This is a genomic window from Pseudomonas sp. PGPPP1, from assembly GCF_002255865.1.
GTDB lineage: Bacteria > Pseudomonadota > Gammaproteobacteria > Pseudomonadales > Pseudomonadaceae > Aquipseudomonas > Aquipseudomonas cremoris.
In genome coordinates this window covers 951,573-978,152 of sequence record NZ_NKIG01000001.1, presented here as the reverse complement: position 1 = coordinate 978,152, position 26,580 = coordinate 951,573, and the positions used below count along the sequence as shown (strand labels likewise).

Here is a 26,580-nt window from a genome sequence, read left to right as displayed (position 1 = left end):
TTTCTTGAACACTGTTGGGACTTCCATGAGCCAGACCATCACCCCACGTCAACTGCAGCAATGGCTGTTCGACGGGCAGGAAATTGCGCTATTCGACGTTCGCGAACACGGACAATACGGTGAAGCCCACCTGTTCCATGGGGTGAACCTGCCCTATAGCCGCCTGGAGCTGGATGTACGCCGTCTGGCGCCGAACCCGCAGGTACGCCTGGTGATCTATGACCAGGATGGCGGTGAGGTGGCGGCACGTGTGCTGGCGCGTTTGCAGGGGTTGGGTTACGGCCATGTGCATGTCCTGCAAGGCGGTGCGGATGGCTGGCAAGCGGCGGGCCTGCAACTGTTCGCTGGGGTGCACGTGCCGTCCAAGGCCTTTGGTGAGTTGGTGGAAGAGGCCAGTCACACGCCCCACGTCACGGCGCGACAACTGGCGCACTGGCAGGCCAGCGGTGAGCCGCTGGTAGTGCTCGACGGCCGGCCGTTCGACGAATACCGCAAGATGACCATCCCCGGTTCCATCTGCTGCCCCAACGGTGAGTTGGGCTATCGGGTGCATGACTTGGTACCGGATGAGACGACGCCCATTGTGGTCAACTGCGCCGGGCGTACCCGCAGCATTATCGGTGCGCAGACGCTGATTAACCTGGGGCTGAAAAACCCGATCTACGCGCTGGAAAACGGCACCCAGGGCTGGTACCTGGAAGACTTCAAACTGGAGCACGGCAGTACGCGGCGTTATGCCGAACAGGTCAGCACCGACCTTTCCCTGCAGCGCCAGGCTGCACGGCAATTGGCTGAGCGGGCAGGGGTGGTGAATGTGTCAGCAGACCAGGTGCGCCAATGGGCCGATGATGCGCAACGCAGTCTGTTCCTGTGCGACGTGCGCACGGCCGAAGAGTTTGCCCTCGGCAGTTTGCCGGGTGCGCAGCACACACCGGGCGGGCAGTTGATCCAATCCACCGACCTGTACATTGGTGTGCGTCAGGCGCGCATTGTGCTAGTGGACAGCGATGGGGTGCGTGCGCCCATCGTCGCCAGCTGGTTGCGCCAATTGGGGCATGAGGCCTACGTGCTGAACGGCGGTATTGCCAGCGGCCTGGCCCTGCCGGTGGTGCAGTCAGTGGCGTATGAACCGCTGGCGCTGATCAGTCCTAAAGCCTTTGACGTGAACGCCGTTAACCTGATCGACCTGCGCCCGAGCATGGCGTTTCGCAAGGGGCATATTCCCGGCGCTCGCTGGTCGATTCGTTCGCGGTTGAAGGCCGATAACCGACCGTTGGTGCTGGTGGCAGATGATCCTGCGTTGGCGGCATTTGCTGCCCAGGGGCTGGACGCAACACTGCTCGACGGCGGATTCGAGGCGTGGGTTGCTGCAGGTTTGCCTGTGGCAGAGGATGGGCAAAACCCACCTGACGCCGAATGCATCGACTTCCTGTTTTTCACCCACGACCGTCACAGTGGGAACAAGGATGCCGCACGCCAGTACCTGGCGTGGGAGATCGGCCTGCTGGCGCAGATGAGCGAGGCGGAAATCGCCAGCCTCAAGCCACTGGCGCCGCTGTCGCGGGTGCGTACCCGATTGATCCACGCGGCACGGACCGAAAAGGGCCAGGGTGGCCGTGCGGTCAACGTGCCGATCACACGCATCAGCACCGTACTGTTCGACAACCTTGCACAAATGCGCGATGCCCGTGCCCGCCGCGACAGCGAGCGGGTGCTCACGTACGGCGCGCGCGGCAACCCGACATCCCACGCGCTGGAAGATCTGGTCACTGAGCTGGAGGGCGGCTATCGCAGCCGTCTCTACGGTACCGGGCTGGCAGCGGCAGCCCAGGTGTTCCTGGCCTACCTGCGCCCTGGCGATCATGTGCTGATCACCGACGCGGTGTATTCGCCGGTGCGCAAACTGGCCAGCGAGTTCCTGCAGCCGTTCGGTATTGAAGTCAGCTATTTTGCCCCCGATGGCCAAGGCCTGGAGGCGCAACTGCGGGCGAATACCAAGCTGGTTTACGCCGAAGTGCCCGGTTCGCTGCTCTACGAACTGTGTGATTTGCCCGCCATCGCGGCCCTGTGCAAACCGCGCAACATCCTGCTGGCCGTGGACAACACTTGGGGCTCGGGTTACCTGTACCGACCATTGGCATTGGGGGCTGACATTTCCATCATGGCCCTGACCAAATACCTCGGTGGCCACAGCGATGTGATGATGGGCAGCGTGTCCACCACCCAAGGCGCATGGCCGGCGCTGGGGCGCATGAGCGACACCTTCGGCAATGCCGTGAGCGCTGACGATGCCTACCTGATCCTGCGCGGCGCACGTACGTTGGCCGCTCGGCTGGATGTGCATGAGCGCCAGGCGCTGGAGGTCGCCCAGTGGTTGCAGGCGCAGCCGCAGGTCAAGCGTGTGTTTCACCCGGCGCTACCTGATCACCCAGGTCATGCGCTGTGGCGTCGAGACTTCTCTGGCAGCAATGGCTTGTTGTCGTTTGAGCTGAATAACGCTGACCCGGCCTACCTTGAACGCTTGATCGATGGCTTGCAGCTGTTCGGCTTGGGCGCTTCATGGGGCGGTTATGAAAGCCTGGTCACCGTGGCGGATACCAGGGACCGTGAGCGTGCGGCGGATCGGGGGTTGAACCCGGTGGTGCGTTTGCATATCGGGTTGGAGGACGTGGCGGCGTTGATCGAAGACTTGCAACGCGGGTTTGCGCAGGCAGGGCGCTAAATATAGTGCGGGGCTTTTTGCCGCCGTTCCGTGACCGACAAGTTCTGTAATAAAAACGCCATTGCGCTGGGGATTAAATCCAGGACGAGCTATTTTGGTGCACCTCAATAACTAGAGTAGCCATGGATGAAATACCAACCCTTCAGCCGTACCTTGATTGCCACTGCGCTGGTGTTGACGGTCAGCGGCGTGCACGCCGCGTCCCAAGCCCCGGTGGCCGGTGAAAATGGCATGGTGGTCACCGCCCAGCATTTGGCCACTCATGTCGGCGTGGATGTGCTCAAGGCTGGCGGCAACGCGGTGGATGCCGCCGTTGCGGTGGGCTACGCACTGGCGGTGGTGTACCCGGCGGCAGGTAACCTAGGCGGCGGCGGCTTCATGACCGTGCAATTGGCCGATGGGCGCAAGACCTTCCTCGATTTCCGCGAAAAAGCCCCGTTGGCGGCCACTGCCAACATGTACCTCGATAAAGACGGCAACGTCATTGAGGGCCTCAGCGCCAAGGGTCACTTGGCCGTCGGCGTGCCCGGCACCGTGTCCGGCATGGAATTGGCCCTGAGCAAATACGGCACGCTCAAGCGCGCCCAAGTGATTGCCCCGGCGATCAAACTGGCGGAAAACGGCTTTGCGCTGGAGCAGGGTGATATCGACCTGCTTCACACTGCCACTGGCGAGTTTGAAAAAGACAAGGACATGCGCGGCATCTTCCTGCACAACGGCCAGCCGATGCAGGTCGGTCAGAAGCTGGTGCAGAAAGACCTGGCCAAGACCCTCAAGGAAATCTCGGCCAAAGGCAGCGACGGTTTCTATAAGGGCTGGGTCGCCAAGGCGCTGGTGGATTCCAGCCAAGCCGGCAAAGGCATCATCACCCAGGCCGACCTGGACAAGTACAAGACCCGTGAACTGGCGCCTATCGAGTGCGACTACCGTGGCTACCACGTGGTCTCGGCACCGCCTCCGAGCTCTGGCGGCGTCGTGATCTGCCAGATCATGAACATCCTCGAAGGCTACCCAATGGCTGACCTGGGCTATCACTCCGCCCAAGGCCTGCACTACCAGATCGAAGCCATGCGCCACGCCTACGTGGACCGCAACAGCTACCTGGGCGACCCGGATTTTGTGAAGAACCCGATTGCCCACCTGCTGGACAAGGACTACGCCGCCAAGCTGCGCGCCGCCATCGAGCCGCAAAAGGCCGGTGACTCGCAGGCGATCAAGCCGGGTGTGTCGCCGCATGAAGGCAACAACACCACGCACTATTCCATCGTCGACAAGTGGGGCAACGCGGTGTCGGTGACCTACACCCTCAACGACTGGTTCGGTGCGGGCGTGATGGCGAGCAAGACCGGCGTGATCCTCAACGATGAAATGGACGACTTCACCGTCAAGGTCGGCGTGCCGAACATGTATGGCCTGGTCCAGGGTGAGGCCAACGCCATCGCACCGGGCAAGGCGCCGCTGTCGTCGATGAGTCCGACCATCGTGACCAAGGACGGCAAGGCTGTGATGGTGGTGGGTACGCCAGGGGGTAGCCGCATCATTACCGCGACCTTGCTGACCATCCTCAATGTCATCGACTACAAGATGAACATCCAGGAAGCGGTGGACGCGCCGCGTTTCCACCAGCAATGGATGCCGGACACCACCAACCTTGAAACCTTCGCGGTGAGCCCGGACACCCAGAAGATCCTCGAAAGCTGGGGCCACAAGTTTGCCGGCCCGCAGGATGCCAACCACCTGGCGGCAATCCTGGTGGGCGCACCGTCCCTGGATGGCAAGCCCGTGGGTAACAACCGCTTCTATGGCGCGAATGACCCGCGTCGTAACACCGGCTTGTCCCTGGGTTACTGAGGCGTGAGGTGGTGATGCAGGTGGGCCAGGGACAGCGCCAGGCTGTCATGGGATAACTGGATGGCGGCGCCCTCGGCGCTGCCCTGGGCTGCCGGCATCACCCGTTCGAACATGTGGTTTTCATAAGCCTGAACTGCTTGCGAGCAGTCAGGCGTCTTGAGCAGATGCTCCGCCAATTCGGCGGCATCGAGCATCGCGGCATTCACCCCCTCGCCACCAAACGGCGACATCAGGTGAGCGGCATCGCCGATCAACGTCAACCCTGGCCTGTGCGCCCAGCGATGGCCGACCGGCAGGGCGTGGATATGCCTGCACTCCAGTTGCGCATTGGCGGCGTCAAACAACGCCAGGATGTCCGGGTGCCAGCCTTCGAAATGAGTTTTCAGTGACGCGGCGCAGGACAGGTCGATGTGGCTTGCCGCCCAATCGGTCGGCACACGGAAGACCGCATAGCCGCGCAGGTGGGCATTGGCATTGCGTTGCACAATGATCGATCTGGCCCCACCGTCGATATCCAGCTTGCCCCGGCCGACCAGGCGGGCGATAGGTGGGTGCAGATTGTCGACCTCATCGATACCGAACTCGATGAACGTCAGCCCGCTGTATTGCGGTTGATAGTGCGACAGCAGCGGGCGGACCTTGGACCAGGCGCCGTCGGCACCGACCACCAGGTCGAAGGGGCCGTGAGTCAGGGCGCCTTGGTGCAGCGTCCAACGCCCGTCGCCCACCGGGTGTACGGCGTCGATGCCGGCGCCCCAGTTCACACAGCCCAGCGGTAGTGAGTCGAGGAGGGCCTGGCGCAGTGCGGTGCGGTCGACTTCGGGGCGCTCACCGGCCTCGGGGTTGGGGGCCTCGTATAGCAAGTGACCGCGGTGATTCATCAGCCGCGAGCCCTGGTCTTCGTAACGGGCAATGCGTTTGAACGCGTCTTCCAGGCCGGCGCGCCGCAGGGCGAGTTGGCCGGATTCGGCGTGTAAATCCAGCGTGCCACCCTGTGGGCGCTCAAAAGGACCGCTTTCGCGCTCAAACACGCTGACCGTAATGCCATGGCGATGAAGGATTCGCGCCAAGGTCAAGCCGCCGGGGCCGGCGCCAACGATGGCGATACGCAACGAGGTATGCATGCAGATTGTCCTTGGCGATGTTTATAGGATCCTATACATTTAGTTCATAGGATCCTATGGAAAGTCAACGCCCATGAATGTTCAATCCCCCGCACCCAACCCAATGCAGCAAATCGGCCTGGCCAACCGCGGTTTTATCCGTCTGTACGAGGGCCGCCTGAAAGCCTTGGGGTTTGCGGTTGCGCAGATTCCGGTGTTGGTGGCGCTCAAGTACAGCGAAGGTTTGCCTCAGGCTGAGTTGGTGCGCATTGCCCGTGTCGAGCAATCGAGCATGGCGCAGTTACTCGGGCGCATGGAGCGTGACGGCATGATCCAGCGCGTCGCCGACCCGGCGGACAGACGCAGCCGCTTGATCACCCTGACCGATGCGGTGCGTGAACGCATGCCCCAGGCTCACGCGGTCATGGTGCAGGGGGCGGCGCAGGCGTTGGAGGGGTTCAGCGACGAGGAGCAGGCGACCCTGCTGGCGTTGCTGCTACGGGTGAATGCCAACCTGGAGCGTGTCGGCGAGTAGCTGCTCGACTGCTGCAAACGCGACAGCCCGGCGTTCTTCCCAATGGCCGCGAATCACCAGGGCCGGTTGTTGATGCTGTTGCATCCAGTCCAGGCTGGCCTGGAAAAACGCTTGGCGATCGGTGAGTTCTGGCTGGCAACGCTGGCCATCGGCAGTCCATTCCACATCGTCGGGTGACAACAGCAGGTGCAGGTCGTAATGGCGGGCCAGCAGTTCGCTGTCCAGCCACGCGGGATAGTCGCTGAACAGGGTCTGGCTCCACAGCTTGTTGGTCAGCAGGTGGGTGTCGAGGATCAGCAGGTTGGGCTGCTCGGCGCGAGCGGCATCTTCCCAGGCGAGTTGGCCACGGGCGATGTCCGGGATGTCGGCCAGGCAGGTGTCGCGTTGATGGTGGTCGATGAAGTAGCGCACGTATTCGCCCACCATCAACCCACCAAAGTGCTGATGCAACTCAGCCGCCAACCAGCTTTTGCCACTGGACTCCGGGCCTGCCAGCACCACCACCTTCATGGCTGCAACGCCGGGTCGGCACGCCATTCACGCCAGCCTTGCACGGCGATCACGGTGAACAGCGCGTAGAGCGCGGCGGTGAGGTAGAGGCCTTTGTAGAGGAACAGCCCGACGAAGATCACATCTACGGCAATCCACAGCGGCCAGCATTGCACGCGTTTTTGCGCCATCCACATTTGTGCCACCAGGCTGAAGCCGGTGAGGGCCGCGTCGAGCCACGGTTGGGCTGCGTCGGTCCAGTGCGCCATGGCCGCGCCGAGCAACAGGCTGCCGACGGCGCCCACTGCCAGGCTGGTCATGATCGCAGGCCAGCCCAGGCTCGTGACCTGGCGGCCTTGCTTGACCTCGCCTGCGCGTGTCCATTGCCACCAGCCATACACTTGCAGCGCGGCGTAGACCACCTGCAACAGCATGTCCGAATAGAGCTTCACGTCATAAAACACCCAGGTGTACAGCAACACCATCACCAGGCCGATGGGCCAGCACCAGGGGTTTTGCTTGACCGTCAGCCAGACAGCGATCACCCCCAGGGCAGCGGCGAACAGTTCAAGCCCGGACATGGCGGTTCCTTGGGAGCGTGGGAGAGGGCGGGGATTGTAACCAAAGAAGATTGGCGTAGGAATTGATCGTTCCCACGCCCCGCGTGGGAATGATCAGTGGGCTAGACCTTGAACTGGCGCAGCAGGCCGTCGAGTTGTTCACTCAAACCGCGCAGATGGGCGCTGGCCACACTGGACTGCTCGGCCGCCAACGCGGTGCTGTGGGACAAACCGGCGGCTTGGGTGACGTTCTGGTTGATGTCTTCCACCACATGCGCCTGTTGCAACGTGGCGCTGGCAATCGACGCGTTCAGGCCATTGAGGTTGCGCAGTGCCTGGCCGATAGCGGTAAGACTGGCCCCGGCCTGGCCGGCTTGCTCGATGGTCAGTTGCGAGGCGCTGTGGCTGTCGCTGATCACCTTGACCGCCGCTTCCGAGTGACCTTGCAGCCGCTCGATCATCGCCTGGATCTCGGCAGTGGATTTTTGTGTGCGTTGGGCCAGCAACCGCACTTCATCGGCCACCACCGCAAAGCCACGGCCTTGCTCGCCGGCGCGGGCGGCTTCAATCGCGGCGTTGAGCGCCAGCAGGTTGGTCTGGTCGGCAATCGAGCGGATCACTTCCAGTACGCCGCCAATCTGCGTGCTTTCGCTGGACAGGGTGCGGATTACCTCAACGGCTTGGCTGATGGTGGTGGAGAGCTGGTCGATCTGCTGCAGGCTGCCGTCGATGTTCACTTGGCCTTGTTGCGCCTGGGCCTGGGCATCGCGCATTTCGCTGGCCGCGTGTTCGGCGTTCTTGGCCACGTCCTGCACGCCGTAGGTGACTTCGTTGATGGCAGTGGCCACCAGCTCCATCTGTTGCGACTGCTGTTGGCTACGGTCGTGGGCCTGGGTGGCGTTGTTGCCCAGCTCCATGGAGGATTGGCCCAGTGCGTTGGCGCACACCTGCAACTGGCTGACCACTTGGCGTAGCTTGGCGGTGAAACTGTTGAAGTGGTGGGAGAGCTGGGTGATTTCATCCCGGCCGTGGGTGTCGAGGCTGCGGGTCAGGTCGCTTTCGCCACTGGCGATGTTGCCCATCGCGCTCACCGCCGCCTGCAGCGGGCGCACGATGCTGCGGGCGATCAGCGCCACCAGCAACGCCATGATTGCGGCGATAACCAGGCCCATCAAGGACGCATTCCAGACTTGCCCCCTGAACTCGGCCTGCACGTCATCCACGTACACGCCGGAACCGATGATCCAGCCCCAGGGTTCGAACAATTGGATATACGAGGTCTTGGCCACCGGGGCGTCTGCGCCCGGCTTGGGCCAGCGGTAATTTACGACGCCCGCGCCCTTGGCCTTGGCCAGCAGCACGAATTCGTTGAACACCGCAAACCCATCCGGGTCGCGGATGGCCGAAAGGTTCTGGCCGTCCAGCTTTGGGTTGGCTGGATGCATGATCATCACGGGAGTGAGGTCGTTGATCCAGAAGTAGTCGTCATGGTCGTAGCGCAACCCACGCACCGCACTCAGGGCTTGTTTCTGCGCCGACTCGCGGGTCATGACGCCGCTGGTTTCGAGGCCGTGATAAAACGTCAGGATCCCGCTGGCGGTCTGCACCACGTGTTGGGTCTGTTGGCGCTTGGCCTGGTAAAGGTCGCCGTGAATCTGCTTGAGCATCAGCAAACCCAGGGCCAGCAGCATCAGAACGGCGACTATCAGGATCAGCCAGAGACGGCGGCTGATCGACATACTGCGCAAACTGTTCATCGTCCTGTCACTCCATGCTTTTTATAATTGTGGGCGCTGCATCGACTTTTCCCGCGTGTCTGATAGGCTTTCGGCCTGAAATCGGGAAACCTGAGTACTGTCTGATTTCTCACGGAATTTTCCGTACCGGCGTTGAGTTCCAACACCGGGTCTTGTCGTCAGTGAACCACTAAAAAAGATTATCGAGGCATGCCAATGAGCATGACCTTTGGGGGAAGCATGGATTTTTGGACCGCCATACAGGCATTGATTCTTGGCGTGGTGGAGGGGCTCACGGAGTTCCTGCCGATCTCCAGCACCGGCCACCAGATCATCGTTGCCGACTTGATCGGGTTCGGCGGCGAGCGCTTCGAGGCGTTTAACATCATTATCCAACTGGGTGCGATTCTCGCGGTGGTCTGGGAGTTTCGCCGCAAGATCCTGGACGTGGTCATCGGCTTGCCGACCCAGCGCAAGGCCCAGCGCTTCACGGTTAACCTGATCATCGCGGTGTTGCCGGCAGTGGTGCTGGGGGTGATTTTCGCCGACCTGATCAAGCATTACCTGTTCAACCCGATCACCGTGGCTGCGGCGCTGGTGGTGGGCGGCATCATCATGCTGTGGGCCGAGCGTCGCCAGCACCGGACGCACGCTGAAACCGTCGACGAGATCACCTGGAAAGATGCAATCAAGATCGGCTTTGCCCAGTGCCTTGCGATGATTCCGGGCACTTCGCGTTCCGGCGCGACGATCATCGGCGGCCTGCTGTTTGGCCTGTCGCGCAAGACCGCCACCGAGTTCTCGTTCTTCCTGGCCATGCCGACCATGGTCGGTGCGGCGGTGTATTCGGGCTACAAGTACCGCCACCTGTTCCAGCCGGATGACCTGCCGGTGTTTGCCATCGGTTTTGTCACCTCGTTCATCTTCGCGATGATCGCGGTCAAGGCCTTGCTCAAGTTCATCGCCAGCCACAGCTATGCAGCGTTTGCCTGGTACCGGATCGCGTTCGGCTTGGTGATCCTGGCCACGTGGCAGTTTGGCTGGATCGACTGGACTGCGGTCAAGCCATGAGCATCCAGTACCCACGCTTGAAAGCGGCGATCTTTGTGCTGCTGTGCGCTGCGCCGCTGACGGGGTCGGTATTGGTGTGGCTGCGCGGTGAGACCATCATTCCGTTGGCGGCCTATGGGGTGGTCAGCCTGATAGCGTTCTTCCTGTATTGGAGCGACAAGCGCAAGGCGCAGACTGACCGCTGGCGCACCCCGGAAAACATCTTGCACGCCGTGGAGTTGGCGGGCGGTTGGCCGGGGGCGTTGATTGCCCAGCAGGTGTTCCGGCACAAGACGCGCAAGGTGTCTTACCAGGTGCTGTTCTGGGTGATTGTGCTGTTGCATGAGGTGTTCTGGCTCGACCAGTTATTCCTCGGCGGTACCCTGTTGTCAGTCCTCTAGCAATAAACCGATCTGCGTGCGCTTGGGCAGTTTGCTCACCACCAACTGGTGGGAGCGCTGCAGCAGGCCACGCAACTCCTCAGCGCCCAGTGGGTAGGGCGTGTCCATGATGATCCACTGCGCGCGTGCCAAGTAGGGCGCCGGGTGGATGCCTGGGCGGTCCACGTGGCCCAGGAACAGCTCCTTGTCGACCTTGAACGCCAGCGAATCGCCGCGCAGGCCCTGCAGGGCAAACATCTTGTTGCCGGCAATCGAGAACACACGTACGCCGCCCCACTTATAGTCTTCGCGCGCGCCCGGCAGGCTCAGGCAGAAACGGGCGACTTGGTCTTCGGTCATTTTCATAGCAAACGGTCTCCGCAGCCTTTGAAGCCTTCTTCCAGGTAGTCGATCCAGGCACGAATGGCCGGCAGAACGCCGCGCCGATGCGGGTACACGGCCTGCAACCAGCCGCCCGGCAACGACCATTCCGGCAGCAGTTGCACCAACTGGCCCCTGGCGAGTTCTTCTTCGCAATACATCATCGGCAGTACGGTAAAGCCCAGGCCCATGATCGCGCTGGCCTTGCGTACGATGAAGTCGTCGATGCCCAGGCGGGCCTCCATCACCAGTTCATGGGGGTTGCCCTGCGGGTCGAGAATGCGCTGGTGCACCATGCGGTCGGCCTCCAACGCGCCGAGCACCGGTAACTGCCGCAGATCATCGAGGGTGTCGATCTGCTTGTCGTGCATAAAGATGGGGCTGGCCACCAGCACCGTTTGGGCGCGGCGCAAGCGCTTGGTCACCAGCAGTGGGTCCTCATCCCCCAGCTCGCGTACGCGCAGGGCCACGTCAATGCCTTCGGCAACCAGGTCGACACGGCGGTTGACCAAGGTCATCTCCAGTTGCACCTGGGGATGGGCGGCGAGAAACCCCGCCACCAACTCCGGCAGGATGTGCTGGGCCATGCCCACCGGACAGCTGACCCGCAGTCGCCCACGGGGCTCGCTGGACATGCTGGCCACGGCCTCATCGGCCATTTCCGCTTCCAGCAACATCGCTTGGCAATGGCGCAGGTAACGCTCGCCGACGGCGGTGAGGGTGAGTTGGCGGGTGGTGCGTTGCAGCAGGCGTGCGCCGAGGCGTTCTTCCAGCTCGGCAATACGCCGCGAGAGGCGCGACTTGGGAATCCCCAGCAGTCGCCCGGCGGCCGCGAAGCCGCCGGCTTCGACGACTTTGGCGAAATAGTAGAGGTCGTTGAGGTCTTGCATGGTCAACCTATTGTCCTGTCAGTGGGACAAACTATCGCATTTAAGCCGCCTTATCGGCTATTGGTTTCATGCGTAGGATTGGCTCATCTGATCGCCACTGACGATCCTACCCCGGAGAACTCAAATGAAACTGTTGCATATCGATTCCAGCATCCTCGGCGACAACTCGGCTTCCCGTCAGCTCAGCGCGGGCGTAGTGAAGGCTTGGCAAGCGGCTGAGCCGGGTGTGCAAGTGACCTACCGCGACGTGGCCGCCGAAGGCATCAACCACTTTTCCGGCGCGACCCTGGGCGCCCTGGGTACTCCGGCTGAACAGCGCAGCGCTGCGCAGCAGCAAGAAGCCGAGCTGAGTGCCAAGACCCTGGCCGAATTCCTCGCCGCCGACGCCGTGGTTATCGCTGCGCCGATGTACAACTTCACCATTCCAACCCAATTGAAAGCCTGGATCGACCGCATCGCGGTTGCCGGCCAAACCTTCCGCTACACCGAAGCCGGCCCGGAAGGCCTGTGCGGCAACAAGAAAGTCATCATCGTGTCGACGTCGGGCGGCCTGCACGCCGGCCAAGCCACCGGTGTGGCCCATGAAGACTACTTGAAAGTGCTGCTGGGCTTCCTTGGCATCACCGATATCGAATTTGTGCGTGCCCACGGCCTCGCATACGGCGATGAGTTCCGCACCAAGTCCCTGAGCGACGCCAACGTACTCATCAACGAACAACTGTTCGCGGCCGCGTAAAGCTTATGTAAAACAGCGCTTGTCCCCGTTTCATTCTGAAACAGGGCGTCTAAACTCTGTATTCTGATCGCCTCAAAACGACCGGACTACGGAGTTTTTTCGTTTACCCGCTGTCATTACTTTGGCCCAGGTTATGCACGCATGGGTTTACCACCCGGTGCGAGTACCTTGAACCATGGACTTTTCAACCAGACATGCCGCAGATGTTGAACGTGGGCACGCTACAAAGGTGGACATCCTCATGATGCGTCTTTGTGCAGTTGTGGTTCTTTCCCTCCTGGGCGGCCTGGTTTCAGTGCACGCCGCGCCGGCACCGCACCCGCATTGGAGTGTGGGCTTCCATCGCATGACGTTTCTCGATCCGCTGGATTTGCAGCCGATGAAAGCCATTGCGTTCTACCCCTCTACCGACGATGAGCACACCACGCAGTTGGGCGCTTATCATGTCGCCGCATCCGAAGACTCCAAAATCGCCATCGGGCGTTTCCCGATGCTGATGCTGTCCCACGGCAACACCGGCACGCCGCTGGCCTTGCATGACCTGGCCACCTCGCTTGCACGCAAAGGTTTTGTAGTGGTGGCGGTGCTGCACCCCGGTGACAACTACAAAGACCACAGCCGCCTGGGCACGGTGAGCAACCTGTATGGGCGGCCGATCCAGATTTCCGAAGCCATCACCGCCACGTTGGGCGATTCGATGTTGTCGCCGTTCGTCAACGTCGACCAAGTGGGGGTGATCGGTTATTCCGCCGGCGGCGAAACCGCATTGATTCTGGCCGGCGCCAAACCCGACTTCGACCGCCTGCGCCGCTACTGCCAAGAGCGCCCGGAAGACCGCGACGCCTGCACCACCAAGGGCGAGCTGGTGGTAGACCGCGATGACCTGCAACCCCAAGCCGACCCCCGTATTCACGCCTTGATGTTGATGGCGCCGCTGAGCCTGATGTTTGGCCGTCATACCCTGGCCGACGTGCACGTGCCCGTGCTGCTCTACAGCGGCGACGGCGACAAGTTGGTGGCGGTGGACAAGAATGCCGCCGCGCTGGCGCGCAAACTGCCGGAACCGCCGGACTTCAAGCTACTGGCGGGGGCAGGGCACTTTGTATTTATGGCGCCGTGCGACAGCGATCAATTGGCCGCCATGCCGGCGATTTGCACCGATGCCGATGGTGTCGACCGCGAAGGCATTCACCGGGACTTGATTTCCGAGGCGGGGCGTTTTTTCAGCCACACCCTCGGACAATCCACCCGTGCCGGTATGCAGACAGCTGATCAATAAGCGCGGCGCATGAGCGCGACGGTCACGGCCAGGGCGGTGACCGACAGCAGCGCTGCGCAGAAGAAGATCCAGCCGTAGCCGAGGTTCAGCGCCACGGCCCCCATCAACGGCCCGGCAATCGCCAGGGCCAGGTCAAAAAACACGGCGTACGCACTCAGTCCGGCACCACGGCTGCTGTTGGGCACCTGCTTGATGGCCTCTACACCCAGCGCCGGGTATACCAACGACAAGCCGAAACCGGTCAGTCCAGCACCAATCAATGCAACGCCAGTCGAAGGTGCCATCCATAGCAGGGTCAGGCCGAGGGTTTCGATGATCATGCAGGCAATCGCGGCGCGGAACCCACCGAAGCGGCTGATGGCCGAGATGAACACCAGGCGTGACACGATAAAACACACGCCGAACACCGTCAGGCAGTACGCCGCACCGGCCCAGCCACGGTTGAGGTAATACAGGGTAATAAAAGTAGTGAGGGTGCCGTAGCCAATCGACGCCAGGCACAAGCTGGCACCAAACGGCGCGATGCGCCCGAACACGGCCCAGAACGGCAGGCGCTCGCCGCGTACCACCGGCACTGACGGTTTGTTGCGGATCAACACCAACCCCAGCGCCGACAACACCGAGAGCGCGATGCCCAGGCTGGTGTAGCCGTATTGCGCGACCATCACCACGCCAAGCGGCGCACCGATGGCGATGGCCCCGTAGGAGGCAATGCCGTTCCAGGAAATCGAGCGCGCGGTATGCTCGGCACCCACCTGGCCCATGCACCAACTAATGGTGCCCACGCCGATCAGGCCTTGGGCCACACCCAGCAACAGCCGGGCGGCGATCAGAATGCCCAGGCTAAGTGTGGGCATGCTCTCCACCAGCGTCGCGAAAAACGTCAGCACACCGCTTACCAGAATCCCCGTCAACCCCAGCACAATCGCACGCTTGGTACCGACGTTGTCCGACATCCTCCCGGCCATCGGCCGGCTAAGCAGGGTGGCGAGGTACTGCGAACCGATGGTGATCCCGGCGACGACAGCGCTGAACCCCAGTTGCTCATGCACATAGCCAGGGATCACTGCGATCGGCAAGCCGATGCAGATGAACGCGATGAAGGTATAAAAGACGATGGAGACGATCTGCAGGGTGATCGACAGGGAGCTGGGGGCGGCGGCAGGCATGGTCACTCGTTCGCGGGCGGGCGGTGACGGCATCATGGCAAGGGTCTGGAGGAAAAGGAAGCTGGCTAACTATTAATGATGTGCTTGCATCAAATGCAAAAAGCCCCGTCACACTGGACAGGGCTCTATCTTGCCGCTTATAGCTAAAAGCTAATGGCTGCTCTTAAAACACCACGCCTTGGCTACGCAGGTAATCGTCATAGGTGCCGCTGAAGTCGATCACGCCGGTGGCGCTCAACTCGATGATGCGGGTGGCCAGGGACGATACGAACTCACGGTCGTGGCTGACGAAGATCAGCGTGCCCGGGTAGTTCTCCAGCGCCAGGTTCAGCGCTTCGATGGATTCCATGTCCAAGTGGTTGGTCGGTTCGTCCATGATCAGCACGTTCGGCTTTTGCAGGATCAGCTTGCCGAACAGCATGCGGCCTTGCTCACCACCGGAAATCACCTTCACCGACTTCTGGATCTCGTCGTTGGAGAACAGCATGCGGCCCAGCGTGCCACGGATCATTTGCTCGCCTTGGGTCCATTGGCCCATCCAGTCGAACAGCGTGACGTCGTCTTCGAAGTCATGCGCGTGGTCCTGGGCGTAGTAGCCCAGTTCGGCGGCGTCGGTCCACTTGATGCTACCGGCGTCCGGGGTCAGTTCGTTGACCAGGGTGCGCAGCAGGGTGGTCTTGCCGATACCGTTCGGGCCGATGATCGCTACGCGCTCGCCGGCTTCAACCTGGAAGCTGAAGTCTTTGAACAACGGCTTGCCGTCGAAGCCTTTGGCCATGCGCTCGACGATGACCGCCTGACGGTGCAGCTTCTTGTTTTGCTCGAAACGGATGAACGGGCTCACACGGCTCGAAGGCTTGACCTCGGCCAGCTGGATCTTGTCGATCGCCTTGGCACGGGAAGTGGCCTGCTTGGCTTTCGAGGCGTTGGCCGAGAAGCGGCTGACGAAGGACTGCAGCTCGGAGATCTGTGCCTTCTTCTTGGCGTTGTCCGACAGCAGTTGCTCGCGGGACTGGGTCGCCACGGTCATGTACTCGTCGTAGTTGCCCGGGAACAGGCGCAGCTCGCCGTAGTCCAGGTCAGCCATGTGGGTGCACACGCTGTTCAGGAAGTGACGGTCGTGAGAGATGATGATCATCAGGCTGGAACGCTGTGTCAGGATGTTTTCCAGCCAGCGGATGGTGTTGATGTCCAAGTGGTTGGTCGGTTCGTCGAGCAACAGCACTTCAGGATCGGAGAACAATGCCTGCGCCAGCAATACACGCAGTTTCCAGCCGGGGGACACTTCGCTCATCGGGCCGAAGTGTTGCTCCAGGGGAATACCCAAGCCAAGCAGCAGTTCACCGGCACGGGATTCGGCGGTGTAGCCGTCCATTTCGGCAAACTCGGTTTCCAACTCGGCCACGGCCATGCCGTCTTCTTCGCTCATTTCCGGCAGCGAGTAGATGCGGTCGCGCTCGGCCTTGACCTTCCACAGCTCTTCGTGACCCATGATCACGGTGTCGAGCACGGTGAATTCTTCGTAGGCGAACTGGTCCTGGCGCAGTTTACCCAGGCGCACATTCGGCTCCAGCATGACCTGGCCGCCGGACGGATCGAGGTCGCCACCGAGGATTTTCATGAAGGTCGACTTGCCGCAACCGTTGGCACCGATCAAACCATAACGGTTGCCAGCGCCGAACTTGACCGAGACGTTCTCGAAGAGCGGCTTGGCGCCGAACTGCATGGTGATGTTAGCTGTGGAGATCAATTACTTTACCTATCAATGGGTTGCGAGCGTGGCGGCAGGAGCCTTCAGGCATGCATCAACAGCGACATCAAGGCGCGAAACCCGGTCGCTGAGCAGAAAATTGGGGATGTGTGTTGGAATTTGGCGCGCATTGTCGCATATGTCAGGCGACAGTTGTATGGCGAAACCGACGAGGCCGCTGCTTAGCGTCGCCCGGGCTCAAAAAGCCGTCACGATCGCCTGGGCAAGTTGCTGGTCGGACATCAGGGGGGGGCGGTGGGTCGCGCGGTAATACCGTGCGGCTTGCTCGAACTGCGCGCCACGGATCTCGCCGTCCGAGCCGATAAATGCTAGCGCGTCGCTCTTGGAGGATTTGAACAGCTCTGGAATGTAGGACGTTGCCGCCGTTGTGCCGCCAATGATCACGGTGGGGATGATCGAGGTGATCATCAGCGCGGCCTGGAAGGGGTTGTTGTTTTCTGCCGCGACGGCCGGGTTGCCAGACCCCACCAAGAGGGCGGCCGTCAGTATCTTCCATGACTTCATTTAATGCTTCCGTGCTTTCGAGTGGCGCGCATTGTCGTCTATTTCAAGCCACGGCTGCATGCTGTGCGTGCGTTGGTTTGGCCAATGTCTCCGGCATCGCCAGCCACAACAGCGCCAGCGCAGCGGCCGCGACGCCGGCCAGGGTCAGGAACGCCGCGTTGTAACCGGCCTGTTGCACCACAAAACCGGCGAGGCTTGTGCTCAACGCCGCGCCCAGGCCAAACACGGTGGACAGTGCGCCCAGGCTGACATTGAAGCGGCCGGTGCCTTGGGTCAGGTCCTTGACGATCACTGGGAACAACGCACCGAAGATGCCCGCGCCGATGCCGTCGAGCATCTGCACGGCCACCAGCCAGTAAGGGTCATCGGACAAGGTATAGAGCACGCCCCGCAGCGGCAGGATCATGAATCCCGCGAGCAGCAACGGCTTGCGCCCCCAGAGGTCAGCCTTGATACCGACCAGCCAGGCCATCGGCACCATCACCAATTGCGCGGCGACGATACACGCCGAGGTCAGTGGCGTGGCCATCTGCAGGTTGATCTGCGACAGCTTCTGGCTGACCAGAGGCAGCATCGCGGCATTGGCCAGGTGGAACAGCGCGCAGCAAATGGCGAATAACAGGAGCGGGCGGTTTGCCAGCAGCACAGTGATGCCCGAGGGCTGCGCATGATCGGTGGCATGGGCAGGATCGAAGCCGCGGGCCACTTCATGGTCGATCGCTTGTGCCGACACGCAACCGACGGCCACCACGCTGGCCAGTGCCATGAACGCCATCAGATAGAACACCACGACGGAACCGAACAGGTATGCCAAGCCACCGGCCAGTAGGGCGGCCACGGCATTGCCCGCGTGATTGAAGGTTTCGTTGCGCCCGGTACGCCGGGTGAACGCACGCGGGCCGGTGATCCCCAGGGAGATCGCGGAGATCGCTGGGGCGAACACCGAGGCAGCCACGGCACTGGCTGCCTGGGTCAACGCAACCAGCGTAAAGGAGCTGACAAAGGGCAGCATCAGGCAGCTGCCGGTCACGAGGAGGGCGGCAATCGCGATGACCGCGCGCTTGCTGCGGGTGCGATCGATCAGGGCACCCGCCGGGCCTTGGGTGATCAGCGCGGCGATGCCCGCCAGGGTCATGACCACGCCGATACTGGCCGGGTCCCATTTGTGCACGGCCAATAGGTAGATCGCCAGGTATGGGCCGAGACCGTCGCGTACATCCGCCAGGAAGAAATTCAAGCTGTCCAGGGACAGGGTATTGCGCAGGTCAGTGTGTTTGGCCATAGCGAGGACTACGCAAGGGGCGTTCAACGGCTGAACACTCATTGCGTTAATGACCTACCGGTCAGGCGTTAAGTTTCGCCCGCATCTTGGGGTTTTAATCGGCGAGCACTTGGCTTATTTTCTCAACCTCGCTGTATCGACTTTCTGGAGACGCAATGGACATGCCCTCAGCTCAACAGGCGATTGCCTGCAACAAGGACGCCTGGGATCAATCGGCCAGCCTGCACAAAACCACTGACACCTGGGCCGCCTTGCTTAAGTCGGTGAGCAACCCCGGTTTTTCCTGCCTCGACCCAACGATCACCGGGTTGTTGCAGGACCTTGGCGTGGCTGGAAAGGACGTGGTGCAACTGTGCTGCAATAACGGCCGCGAAAGCCTGTCGCTGTATGGGCTTGGCGCGCGCTCGGTGGTGGGGGTTGACCAGTCCCGGGCCTTCCTCGAGCAGGCGCGTGAGCTGGCCGATGTCTCCCCGCATGATCCCGAATTCATCGAAAGCGATATCCACCATCTGCCTGCGCAGTTGCACGAACGGTTTGATCTCGCCTTGGTAACCATCGGTGTGCTCGGCTGGATGCCGGATGTGGCGCTGTTCATGCGCCATGTCGCCAGCACCTTGAAGCCGGGCGGCAGCCTGGTGATGTATGAAACCCATCCTTTCCTTGAAGTGTTCGACCCCAGGGCCGCCGAGCCCCTGTTGCCGGCCAGCTCGTACTTCCAGCGCGAGCCGTTTGTGCTGCAGGAGTCGATTGTCTATGAAGGCCTGGGCGAGGAGGCGGGGCCGACGTCCTATTGGTTCGTCCACACCTTGGGCGACGTGATCAGTGCAGCCATCTGCGCCGATTTGCAGATTACGCACCTGCAGGAATACGCCCACTCCAACCGTGAAGAACTCTACGACCAGTATGAGCACCAGCCTGCGCAACTGCCGCTGTGTTTCACCCTGGTGGCTACCAAACGCCCCGCCTAAGCTCATTTTCACAGGCAAAAAAAGCCCGCGATAAGAGGCGGGCTAAGGGATTCACTGGAGTAGGTAGGCTTCACCCTATAGACCTGAAAGTGAAGGCTTTGTGAAAATGCGGTCGCAAGCTTGAATGGTTCTGCAATCAAGCTCGGCGTACGAAAGTGCGCATGGTTTGACCTGGGCCAGTACTGAATGTAATGGGCCTGGGCATACTTTCATCCGCTGCGATAAACACAAATTCATTGCCTTCAAGGCGATAGCTCGCGGGCAATTGCTTACCTGCGTCTTCTCCTATGGAGTCCACCCAGGTAATGCTCTTGGGGACAGTGGTGCTGTCTAGAAAAAACCGTCCAGCCAGTAATACATCGCCATCGACGGTTTTCACTTTGAAACGGTCGTCGGTAATCGTGGTAATTGCCCCGGGAGCGCTGTGGGCATCGACGGGATTGAGCACGCCACTGTCTTCGAGTGAGGTTTGCTCCCACGCACCTTGAAGGGCTTGGAAATCCGGGTCTGAAATGGATGACATACAAATTCCTTTTTGCTGAAGGGCTAATCGCTGCTTTAAGTGGATAAGGCGGGATGCTTTATCACCATGCGCGTAATCATGTGTAGGAATATTCCTATTCTTTAGTTTTAACTAATATTTTTCCTTATAAGACAGGCAATTAGCGTTACTTTGCCTGGCCGCTGGGTAACGTCTCGTAACGGATCGTCTATGCTCCGGGTGCCTGCCAGTAACGGCACCTGTGAAACTGAAATAAAACCGCTTGCAGCTTGGCAGGCGTGTCAGTCAATTGGGTGGTCCCTTTGCCGGCAGAGGGCCACGCGTGTCGTGAGCCCGGACGTTGCCCCCTGTTTATTCGGTTGTTATTCAGGTCTGAGTTTTTGGGCGCTGCATTTCAACTCATCAGGGTGTATGAATTTTGAACAACACTCCTCAGCTTCACCCTCATTTAGCCTCGGACGAGATCGATCTTTTTGAGCTGTTTCAGGCGCTCTGGAAGCGCAAGGCATGGGTCATCGGCTGCACGATGCTGACAGGCCTGCTGGGAGCAGGCTACGCGTTTCTCGCGCCCCAGGTTTACCAAGTCAGCAGTGTGTTGCGGCCTGCCGCGATCAACGAACTGGATGCACTCAACCGGTCTGAAGTCTACATGTTGCCGCCAGCCGATGCGTTGGCCAAGGTTGGCGCGCAACTGGATTCCTATGAATCCAAGCTGGGCTTTTTCAGGGCCAACCCCGTCCTGTTCGAAGCGTTTGAGCGGCCCGGGCAAAACCTGGAACAGAGCTTTGAGGCGTTTAACCGTGATGCGATCACGCTGGTCCTGCCTGACCCAAAGAAGTCCGAATCCTTCAACAGTTTTCTTCGCCTGGAAATGCAGTACCCCAAGGGAATTGACGGTGCGGCGATCCTTAATGGATTTGTCGAGTACGCCATCGCGCAGGAGCGCGGTCAGGTGGGCGCCGACCTGAAGGTCATCGTGAATAACCGCCTCAACGAACTCAAGGGCAAGATCGATGCTGCTCGCGCTAACTATGAAACAGCCAAGGAGTCGAAAATCGCCAGGTTGCTGGAGGCTGACAACGTCAAGCGTGCCCGACTGCAGGATGAACTCACGGCCTTGCGTTTGCAGATGAAGATGGAGCGCGCCAGCCGCCTGGCAGAGTTGGCGGAAGCGATCGAGATTGCCAAGTCCATTGGCATCAAGAACCCCACCACGCCCTCAGCGATGGGCGGCGAGGCTTCGCGTAGCTCAAGCCAGGTGATGCGTACTGTCGTGACGAACCAGGCGATCCCCTTGTACTTCATGGGCAGTGAGGTACTGGAGGCGGAGAGGGCGGCGCTAAAACAGCGTACCAACGACGACTTCACCAATAGTCGCGTCGCCGAGATCGGCAAGGAGTTGCGCATGCTCGATATCAATCGTGAGGTGGAGGTCCTCAACAACCGTAAGAATGAAGATATGTTCCTGCAGGATGTTGAACCGTTGCGGGCCGAAGTGTCGCGGTTACGTGGCCTCAATATCGACATGACCGACTTGAAACTGGTGACAGTCGACCGGCAGGCACAGGAACCCATGGGCCCGATAAAACCCAAGAAGGCCTTGATTATTGCATTGAGCACGGTGGCTGGGTTGATGCTAGGGATGCTGGTGGCGCTGCTTCTGCATTTCGTTCAGGTGCGCCGTGAAACGGGGCCGTTTTCGTTGACCGGCGATCGCCGTTTACCGCGCCCGTAGGACGGGTTAAACGTACTGCGGGCTCGCCGCAAGTCGAGCCCGCTGATACACATTCAGTGGACAGCTTTTCACAATTCTTAGTTAACTTTTGGTTACAAACTGTGGCTAAATAACTGGCAATGGCCTCGCGCCGGCTGGTCATTCAGTCGGTTTGGCCGAGTGTGTGAATTGTGATTTCAGGTGCTGCATCTTCAATCCCCGGCCGTTGTGGGCACGTGGGAGCAGCCTGTTCTCTACTGACTTGTGACGAAATCTCTTGAAACTCATCATTGTTGTTCTCTACGTTACCTCCATTGCGTATGTTCACCTGCGTGGCCGGGTGCGGCACAAACTGGGTCGCCAGCTCAGCGACCATTCAACCTTCCTGGCACCGATCAACTGCTTTCTCTATCTGTTCTCCAAGCTACCCAGCCGACCGTATCTGTCGCCCAGCGATTTCCCCGACCTGAGCCCGTTGCAGGAACATTGGGAAGAAATTCGCCAGGAAGGCCAGAACCTGATGCGCGCGGGTGAGATCAAGCGCTCTGACCAATACAACGACGTGGGTTTCAACTCGTTCTTCAAGTCGGGTTGGAAGCGCTTCTACCTGAAGTGGTACGGCGACAGTCATCCCTCGGCAATGAAGCTTTGCCCACGCACGACTGAGCTGGTGCAAAGCATCGGTTCAATCAAGGCTGCAATGTTTGCCGAGTTGCCGCCAGGCTCCAAGCTGGTGCGTCACCGCGACCCGTATGCCGGTTCGTATCGTTATCACTTGGGGCTCGAGACCCCGAACGACCCCGGCTGCTACATCAATGTGGATGGCGAAAACTACTACTGGCGTGACGGCGAGCCGGTGATGTTTGACGAGACTTACATTCACTACGCTGAAAACACCACGCAACAGAACCGCATCATCCTGTTTTGCGATATCGAGCGACCGATGAAGTACCGCTGGGCGGCCGCGTTCAATCGCTGGTTCAGCCGCAACGTGATGGCGGCTGCGGGCTCTCCCAATGATGCCGGTGACAAGACCGGTGGACTGAACCGCGCCTTTACTCGCCTGTACAAGATCCGTCTGCGGGGTAAAGAGCTGAAAAAACGCAACCGCACGCGCTATTACCTGGAAAAATGGGCGATCTTTGCCGGCTTGGCGCTGATCTTCATTTATATCTGAACCCGGGCGGGGGCCGTTCACTCCGGTGGACGGGCCCCTAGTTTGTCCCACATCTTCTTACTGATCTTTTGCCGGTGGGCATAGCCTGCCCACGGATCTGCTTTCAAACCCTGCAAGCGTTCAAGCACGTTGGCGATTGTCCATTGCTGGGCTGCGCGCAGTGTTTTCAATTCTTCCCGGCTGACCGGTACAGACACCGGAAGGCCAGGTCTGGCCCGCAAAGAATAAGCCGTCACTGTACTTGCGCCCCGGGCATTGCGCAGGTAGTCGATAAAGATCTTGCCCACTCGGTTTTTCGGCCCGGACGTGGCGGTAAAGCGTTCTGGCAGTTGCTTGGCCATGAACTGCGCTATGGCCTTGGAAAACGCCTTGACGGTCTCCCAGGCGTCTCGTCGCGCCAGCGGTACCACGAGATGCAAACCCTTGCCGCCGCTCGTCTTGACGAATACCTGTAGCCCCAACTCATCGAGTACCGCCAACGTCAGTTGCGCAGCCTCGAGCATGGTTTTCCAGGGCAACGCAGGGTCTGGATCAAGGTCGAGTACGAACTGGTCTGGGGTTTCGATCTTGTCTGTCGTGGCGCCCCAGGTGTGCAGTTCGACGGTACCCATCTGCACGACACCCTGCAGGGCCTGCGCGCTGTCGATCTCCATCAACCGTGCGTGCCCCGGGTCCAGGCCAGCGGCCAGTTGCTTGATATGGGGGATTGCAAGGCGTTCAGCGTGTTTCTGGAAAAACTGCTCGCCATCGATACCGTCAGGCGCGCGCAGCAATGACACCGGCCGATGGCACAGAAACGGCAGGATCCATTCGCTGATGTCGCTGTAGTACTGAGCCACGTGCTGTTTTTGAAGTCCGCTTTGTGAGTCGATAACACGGTCGGCGTGCGTAATGCTTATCGCAGGTTTAGACGGCTGCTCATGAACAACCTGTGCGTGCGCTTTGTCGCTGCGTAGCCCGATAAACGTGGCGTGGCGCACCATGCCCTCACGCGTCCACTCGGCAAATTGCACCTCAGCGATCAATTTGGGCGCTACCCAGCGCACGCCCCGCGCCTGCTCACGGGTCAGTGGTTTCGCCAGTGGCAAGGTTTTACGGTCGAGTGCCGTGAGTTGCGCGTGGACAGTGTTCAGTGAGGCCTGATCAAACCCCGTACCCACCCGTCCGGCATAGACCAGTCCGGACGCGTCATTCACCGCCAGCAGCAGCGCCCCGAATCCACTGCGTGAGCCTTGAGGGCGGGTGTAACCGACGATGACGAACTCCTGGCGCTGTCGACATTTGAGCTTGATCCAATCGGGACTGCGTGCAGACACGTAGGGGCTGCCCAAGCGTTTACCGACGACGCCTTCCAGATTAAGCGCGCAGGCGCTTTCAATGATGTCGCGAGGGGGCGCAGTGAAGGCTTCGGAGAAACGCAGCAGGCTGTTTTTGCTCGGGGCCAATGCTGACTTGAGTTTCTCACGCCGCGCTTCAATGGGTGCTTGGCGCTGATCCAGCCCATTCAAGAAGGGCGCATCAAACAGGTAATACACAATGTCCAGGCTGCGCCCACTTTCAAAGGCATTCTGCAGCGCTTGAAAATCCGGTAAGCCGTCGCCATTGAGGCTGACCATTTCACCGTCGAGCCAGCTGTCCTTGAGCTTGAGGGCGCGCACCGCCTTGGCTTGACGCGGCAGCCGTTCGGTCCAGTCGTGGCCGTTACGTGTAAACAACCGCACTTCGCCGGCCTGAATGCGCGCGAGCATGCGATAACCGTCGAATTTGATTTCGTACTGCCAGTCGCCGTCCGGCGCGTGATCGACCAACGTGGCCAGTTGCGGCTTCAAGTGTTCTGGAAATGCCTGCTTGGGGTTAACACGCGTCTTGGTCGCTCCAACGCCAGCCCCGCTAAGCACGCTGTTGGGCTGGGCCTGAACGATATCGTACTCAGCGCTCGGGCGAGCCTGTGCGTCATGCTCCTTGATCAGCAACCACTGCTCTTTGTCGCCGCTGCCTTTCAGGCGTGTGCGCACGAGCGCCCAGTCTCCTGACAGCTTCTCGCCGATCAGGCTGAATTTGAGTTTGCCCGCGGCATAGGCCTTGTGGGGATCGTCATGGGGTTGCCAGACACCACGGTCCCACACGATGACATCGCCAGCGCCATATTGGCCGGCAGCAATATTGCCTTCAAAACCACCGTAGCTCAGCGGGTGGTCTTCAACGTGCACGGCCAGGCGTTTCTGGCCAGGGTCAAGGCTCGGCCCCTTGGGAATCGCCCAGCTTTTGAGTACTCCGTCGAGCTCCAATCGGAAGTCATAGTGCAGGTTGCGCGCATCATGCTTCTGAATCACGAAAGACAGTGCACTGGCCTTGCGTTTGCCGCTGGGCGCAGTGCCGGAGGGTTCGGCGGTGATATCGAAGTCGCGCTTGCGGTTGTATTCGCTCAGGGGCTTGGCCATGGATCAGGAGGCCTTGTTGGTTTTTTTTGCGGCGGCCTTTTTGACAGGCTTGCCGGCAAGGCTGCGCTTGAGCAGTTCCGTCAGGTCGATCACGTCGGCAGACTTGCGTTCTTCGCTGCCTTTAACGGTTTCCACGTCCTTGATCTTGCCGGCCTTGGCCTTCTTCGCCACCAGCGCCATGATTTTTTCCTGAAAGCTGTCGCGGTAATCGCCGGGTTGCCAGTCAGCGCTCATGTCGTCTACCAAGCGTTTGGCCATGTCCAGCTCGGCCTTTGCCAGGCTGGGTTTGGTCACGTCGCTGGGCAACTCCAACGTGTCCAGGCTGCGCACCTCGGCCGGCCAGCGCAGCATTACCAGCACCAGTGCCGATTCCAGCGGCATCAGTGCGGCCAAGTGTTGTTTGGTGTGCAACACGACATTCGCGAGGGCAACCTTACGGGTCTTCTTAAGGGTTTCCCTTAGCAGTGCGTATACCTTGCCACCGCGTTTATCCGGGGCCAGGAAGTAGGGCGTATCGATGTTCTGCAGCGGAATCTGGTCGCTGGCGACAAACGCGATGATTTCGATGGTCTGAGTCGACTTGGGGTGGGCCGAGCGAATCTCCTCCTCGCTGAGCAGCACATAGCGGCCTTTCTCATAGGCAACACCCTTGACGATGTTGTCCTTGCTGACTTCCTTGCCGGTGGCCTTGTTGATGCGCTTATAGCCCACCGGGTCCATGCTGCGCTTGTCCAGCCAGTCAAAATCCACGCCCTGGGCGGACGTAGCGGACACCAGCGACACAGGGATATGCACCAAGCCAAAACTGATCGCACCTTTCCATATTGCCCGTGGCATGCCTGAGTTCCTTGAGAAGATGGGTGTCTTCTGGTGACTCGCCGCAGGCTGTAAAAGTTTCTGCAGGCAGATGTGCGGACAGATTGTGTTACACCTGATGAGAAACTATTTAGTTACCAAAGCCGAACCCAGGGCGTAGCGTGTTATCGAAAGCACGTACTACTCGCTCCTGAGAGGCTTTGTCATGAACAGTTGTATGCGTCACGTTGCAGCGCTTGCAGTGGCTTTGGCCTTGATGCCAATCGCCCAGGCTCAAAGCTTGCCCGGCAGCACCGATTCCAATAACAGCCCGATTCACCGGGCCAATCCTAATAGCATGCAGGGCACCCAGCCCAGTGCGCCGCCGGCGCGCGGTATCCAAACCGGGCCCACCCCGCGCGCACCGACCGTGGAAAACGGCGGTATCGGCAACAGCTATCCCAAGCGCAACCCCGTTCCCAGCCGACCCGCCACTGAAACCAAAGCGCCCACCTATGACGCCAACGGCAATCGCCGGTAAGGAC

The 26,580-nt window shown here is 60.3% G+C and carries 24 protein-coding genes; 11 read left to right on the top strand and 13 right to left on the bottom strand.

Translation table 11 applies throughout. The features are described from left to right. The first annotated feature begins 25 nt into the window (after nt 1–25). Both metC and ggt read left to right on the top strand, forming a co-directional pair. Complete coding sequence (gene metC / locus CFE47_RS04445; RefSeq protein ID WP_286835652.1) at nt 26–2,722, top strand: cystathionine beta-lyase; 2,697 nt, start codon at nt 26–28, stop codon at nt 2,720–2,722. A gap of 126 nt (nt 2,723–2,848) precedes the next feature. Next, on the top strand, nt 2,849–4,573 hold the full coding sequence (gene ggt / locus CFE47_RS04440) for a gamma-glutamyltransferase (RefSeq protein ID WP_185709907.1): 1,725 nt from the start codon (nt 2,849–2,851) through the stop codon (nt 4,571–4,573). Here ggt and CFE47_RS04435 read toward each other — a convergent pair. Continuing rightward, complete coding sequence (locus tag CFE47_RS04435; protein ID WP_286835651.1) at nt 4,567–5,697, bottom strand: FAD-dependent oxidoreductase; 1,131 nt, start codon at nt 5,695–5,697, stop codon at nt 4,567–4,569. The two genes, ggt and CFE47_RS04435, sit on opposite strands and share 7 nt — an antisense overlap. 73 nt (nt 5,698–5,770) lie before the next feature. Here CFE47_RS04435 and CFE47_RS04430 point away from each other — a divergent pair, with 73 nt between their 5' ends. Beyond that, nucleotides 5,771–6,211 carry a MarR family winged helix-turn-helix transcriptional regulator gene (locus tag CFE47_RS04430; protein WP_286835650.1) on the top strand — a complete coding sequence of 147 codons (441 nt, stop codon included), beginning with the start codon at nt 5,771–5,773 and terminating at the stop codon, nt 6,209–6,211. On the opposite strand, the gene CFE47_RS04425 is transcribed toward CFE47_RS04430, so the two are convergent. The 3 genes from CFE47_RS04425 to CFE47_RS04415 all read right to left on the bottom strand — a co-directional run bounded on the left by CFE47_RS04425 (nt 6,173) and on the right by CFE47_RS04415 (nt 9,017). After that, on the bottom strand, nt 6,173–6,721 hold the full coding sequence (locus CFE47_RS04425) for an AAA family ATPase (RefSeq protein ID WP_286835701.1): 549 nt from the start codon (nt 6,719–6,721) through the stop codon (nt 6,173–6,175). The two genes, CFE47_RS04430 and CFE47_RS04425, sit on opposite strands and share 39 nt — an antisense overlap. Continuing rightward, nucleotides 6,718–7,281 (bottom strand): nicotinamide riboside transporter PnuC, encoded by a 564-nt coding sequence (pnuC, locus tag CFE47_RS04420; protein ID WP_286835649.1) that lies wholly within the window; start codon nt 7,279–7,281, stop codon nt 6,718–6,720. Before pnuC ends, CFE47_RS04425 begins: the two co-directional genes overlap by 4 nt. A gap of 101 nt (nt 7,282–7,382) precedes the next feature. Beyond that, complete coding sequence (locus CFE47_RS04415) at nt 7,383–9,017, bottom strand: methyl-accepting chemotaxis protein (RefSeq protein WP_286835648.1); 1,635 nt, start codon at nt 9,015–9,017, stop codon at nt 7,383–7,385. Between the two features lie 219 nt (nt 9,018–9,236). On the opposite strand from CFE47_RS04415, the gene CFE47_RS04410 reads away from it, so the two are divergent. Continuing rightward, nucleotides 9,237–10,067: an undecaprenyl-diphosphate phosphatase gene (locus CFE47_RS04410; protein WP_286835647.1), complete on the top strand. Its 831-nt coding sequence runs from the start codon at nt 9,237–9,239 to the stop codon at nt 10,065–10,067. Continuing rightward, nucleotides 10,064–10,447 (top strand): DUF1294 domain-containing protein, encoded by a 384-nt coding sequence (locus tag CFE47_RS04405; RefSeq protein ID WP_185709901.1) that lies wholly within the window; start codon nt 10,064–10,066, stop codon nt 10,445–10,447. The genes CFE47_RS04410 and CFE47_RS04405 overlap by 4 nt, the downstream gene beginning before the upstream one ends. Here CFE47_RS04405 and CFE47_RS04400 read toward each other — a convergent pair. Both CFE47_RS04400 and CFE47_RS04395 read right to left on the bottom strand, forming a co-directional pair. After that, entirely contained in the window at nt 10,436–10,792 is a 357-nt protein-coding gene (locus CFE47_RS04400; protein WP_185709900.1) for an MmcQ/YjbR family DNA-binding protein, read from the bottom strand. The genes CFE47_RS04405 and CFE47_RS04400 overlap by 12 nt on opposite strands. Next, nucleotides 10,789–11,697 carry a LysR substrate-binding domain-containing protein gene (locus tag CFE47_RS04395; protein WP_185709944.1) on the bottom strand — a complete coding sequence of 303 codons (909 nt, stop codon included), beginning with the start codon at nt 11,695–11,697 and terminating at the stop codon, nt 10,789–10,791. Before CFE47_RS04395 ends, CFE47_RS04400 begins: the two co-directional genes overlap by 4 nt. 124 nt (nt 11,698–11,821) lie before the next feature. On the opposite strand from CFE47_RS04395, the gene CFE47_RS04390 reads away from it, so the two are divergent. Continuing rightward, a complete protein-coding gene (locus CFE47_RS04390; protein ID WP_286835646.1) occupies nt 11,822–12,433 on the top strand; it encodes an FMN-dependent NADH-azoreductase in 612 nt (203 codons plus the stop codon). 241 nt (nt 12,434–12,674) lie between these two features. After that, nucleotides 12,675–13,712, top strand: coding sequence for an alpha/beta hydrolase family protein (locus CFE47_RS04385; protein WP_286835645.1), 1,038 nt, complete (start codon nt 12,675–12,677; stop codon nt 13,710–13,712). Here the strand turns inward: CFE47_RS04385 and CFE47_RS04380 are convergent. From CFE47_RS04380 to CFE47_RS04365, 4 genes are all read right to left on the bottom strand, one after another. Next, a complete protein-coding gene (locus CFE47_RS04380; protein WP_286835644.1) occupies nt 13,706–14,881 on the bottom strand; it encodes an MFS transporter in 1,176 nt (391 codons plus the stop codon). The two genes, CFE47_RS04385 and CFE47_RS04380, sit on opposite strands and share 7 nt — an antisense overlap. 163 nt (nt 14,882–15,044) lie before the next feature. Next, a complete protein-coding gene (locus CFE47_RS04375) occupies nt 15,045–16,631 on the bottom strand; it encodes an ABC-F family ATPase (RefSeq protein WP_010210624.1) in 1,587 nt (528 codons plus the stop codon). Nucleotides 16,632–16,829: 198 nt separating this feature from the next. Next, the gene (locus CFE47_RS04370; protein WP_286835643.1) at nt 16,830–17,156 is read right to left on the bottom strand and encodes a DUF2388 domain-containing protein; all 327 of its coding nucleotides are present in this window, start codon (nt 17,154–17,156) and stop codon (nt 16,830–16,832) included. Nucleotides 17,157–17,199: 43 nt separating this feature from the next. Then, nucleotides 17,200–18,438 (bottom strand): MFS transporter, encoded by a 1,239-nt coding sequence (locus CFE47_RS04365; protein ID WP_286835642.1) that lies wholly within the window; start codon nt 18,436–18,438, stop codon nt 17,200–17,202. Nucleotides 18,439–18,593: 155 nt separating this feature from the next. Between CFE47_RS04365 and CFE47_RS04360 the strand changes: the two genes are divergently transcribed. Next, nucleotides 18,594–19,406, top strand: coding sequence for a class I SAM-dependent methyltransferase (locus tag CFE47_RS04360; RefSeq protein WP_286835641.1), 813 nt, complete (start codon nt 18,594–18,596; stop codon nt 19,404–19,406). Nucleotides 19,407–19,542: 136 nt separating this feature from the next. Here CFE47_RS04360 and CFE47_RS04355 read toward each other — a convergent pair whose 3' ends face one another. Beyond that, a complete protein-coding gene (locus tag CFE47_RS04355) occupies nt 19,543–19,929 on the bottom strand; it encodes a TIGR03067 domain-containing protein (protein WP_286835640.1) in 387 nt (128 codons plus the stop codon). A gap of 397 nt (nt 19,930–20,326) precedes the next feature. Between CFE47_RS04355 and CFE47_RS04350 the strand changes: the two genes are divergently transcribed. Continuing rightward, nucleotides 20,327–21,643, top strand: a complete 1,317-nt coding sequence (locus CFE47_RS04350) for an LPS O-antigen chain length determinant protein WzzB (RefSeq protein ID WP_286835639.1) — start codon at nt 20,327–20,329, stop codon at nt 21,641–21,643. 256 nt (nt 21,644–21,899) lie between these two features. Then, nucleotides 21,900–22,799 carry a lipid A hydroxylase LpxO gene (gene lpxO, locus CFE47_RS04345; protein WP_286835638.1) on the top strand — a complete coding sequence of 300 codons (900 nt, stop codon included), beginning with the start codon at nt 21,900–21,902 and terminating at the stop codon, nt 22,797–22,799. 17 nt (nt 22,800–22,816) lie between these two features. Here lpxO and ligD read toward each other — a convergent pair whose 3' ends face one another. Further along, nucleotides 22,817–25,240, bottom strand: coding sequence for a DNA ligase D (gene ligD, locus CFE47_RS04340; protein WP_286835637.1), 2,424 nt, complete (start codon nt 25,238–25,240; stop codon nt 22,817–22,819). Nucleotides 25,241–25,243: 3 nt separating this feature from the next. After that, nucleotides 25,244–26,077 carry a non-homologous end joining protein Ku gene (gene ku, locus CFE47_RS04335; RefSeq protein WP_286835636.1) on the bottom strand — a complete coding sequence of 278 codons (834 nt, stop codon included), beginning with the start codon at nt 26,075–26,077 and terminating at the stop codon, nt 25,244–25,246. Nucleotides 26,078–26,261: 184 nt separating this feature from the next. Here ku and CFE47_RS04330 point away from each other — a divergent pair, with 184 nt between their 5' ends. Next, nucleotides 26,262–26,576, top strand: a complete 315-nt coding sequence (locus CFE47_RS04330) for a hypothetical protein (RefSeq protein ID WP_286835635.1) — start codon at nt 26,262–26,264, stop codon at nt 26,574–26,576. The last annotated feature ends 4 nt before the right edge of the window (nt 26,577–26,580 follow it).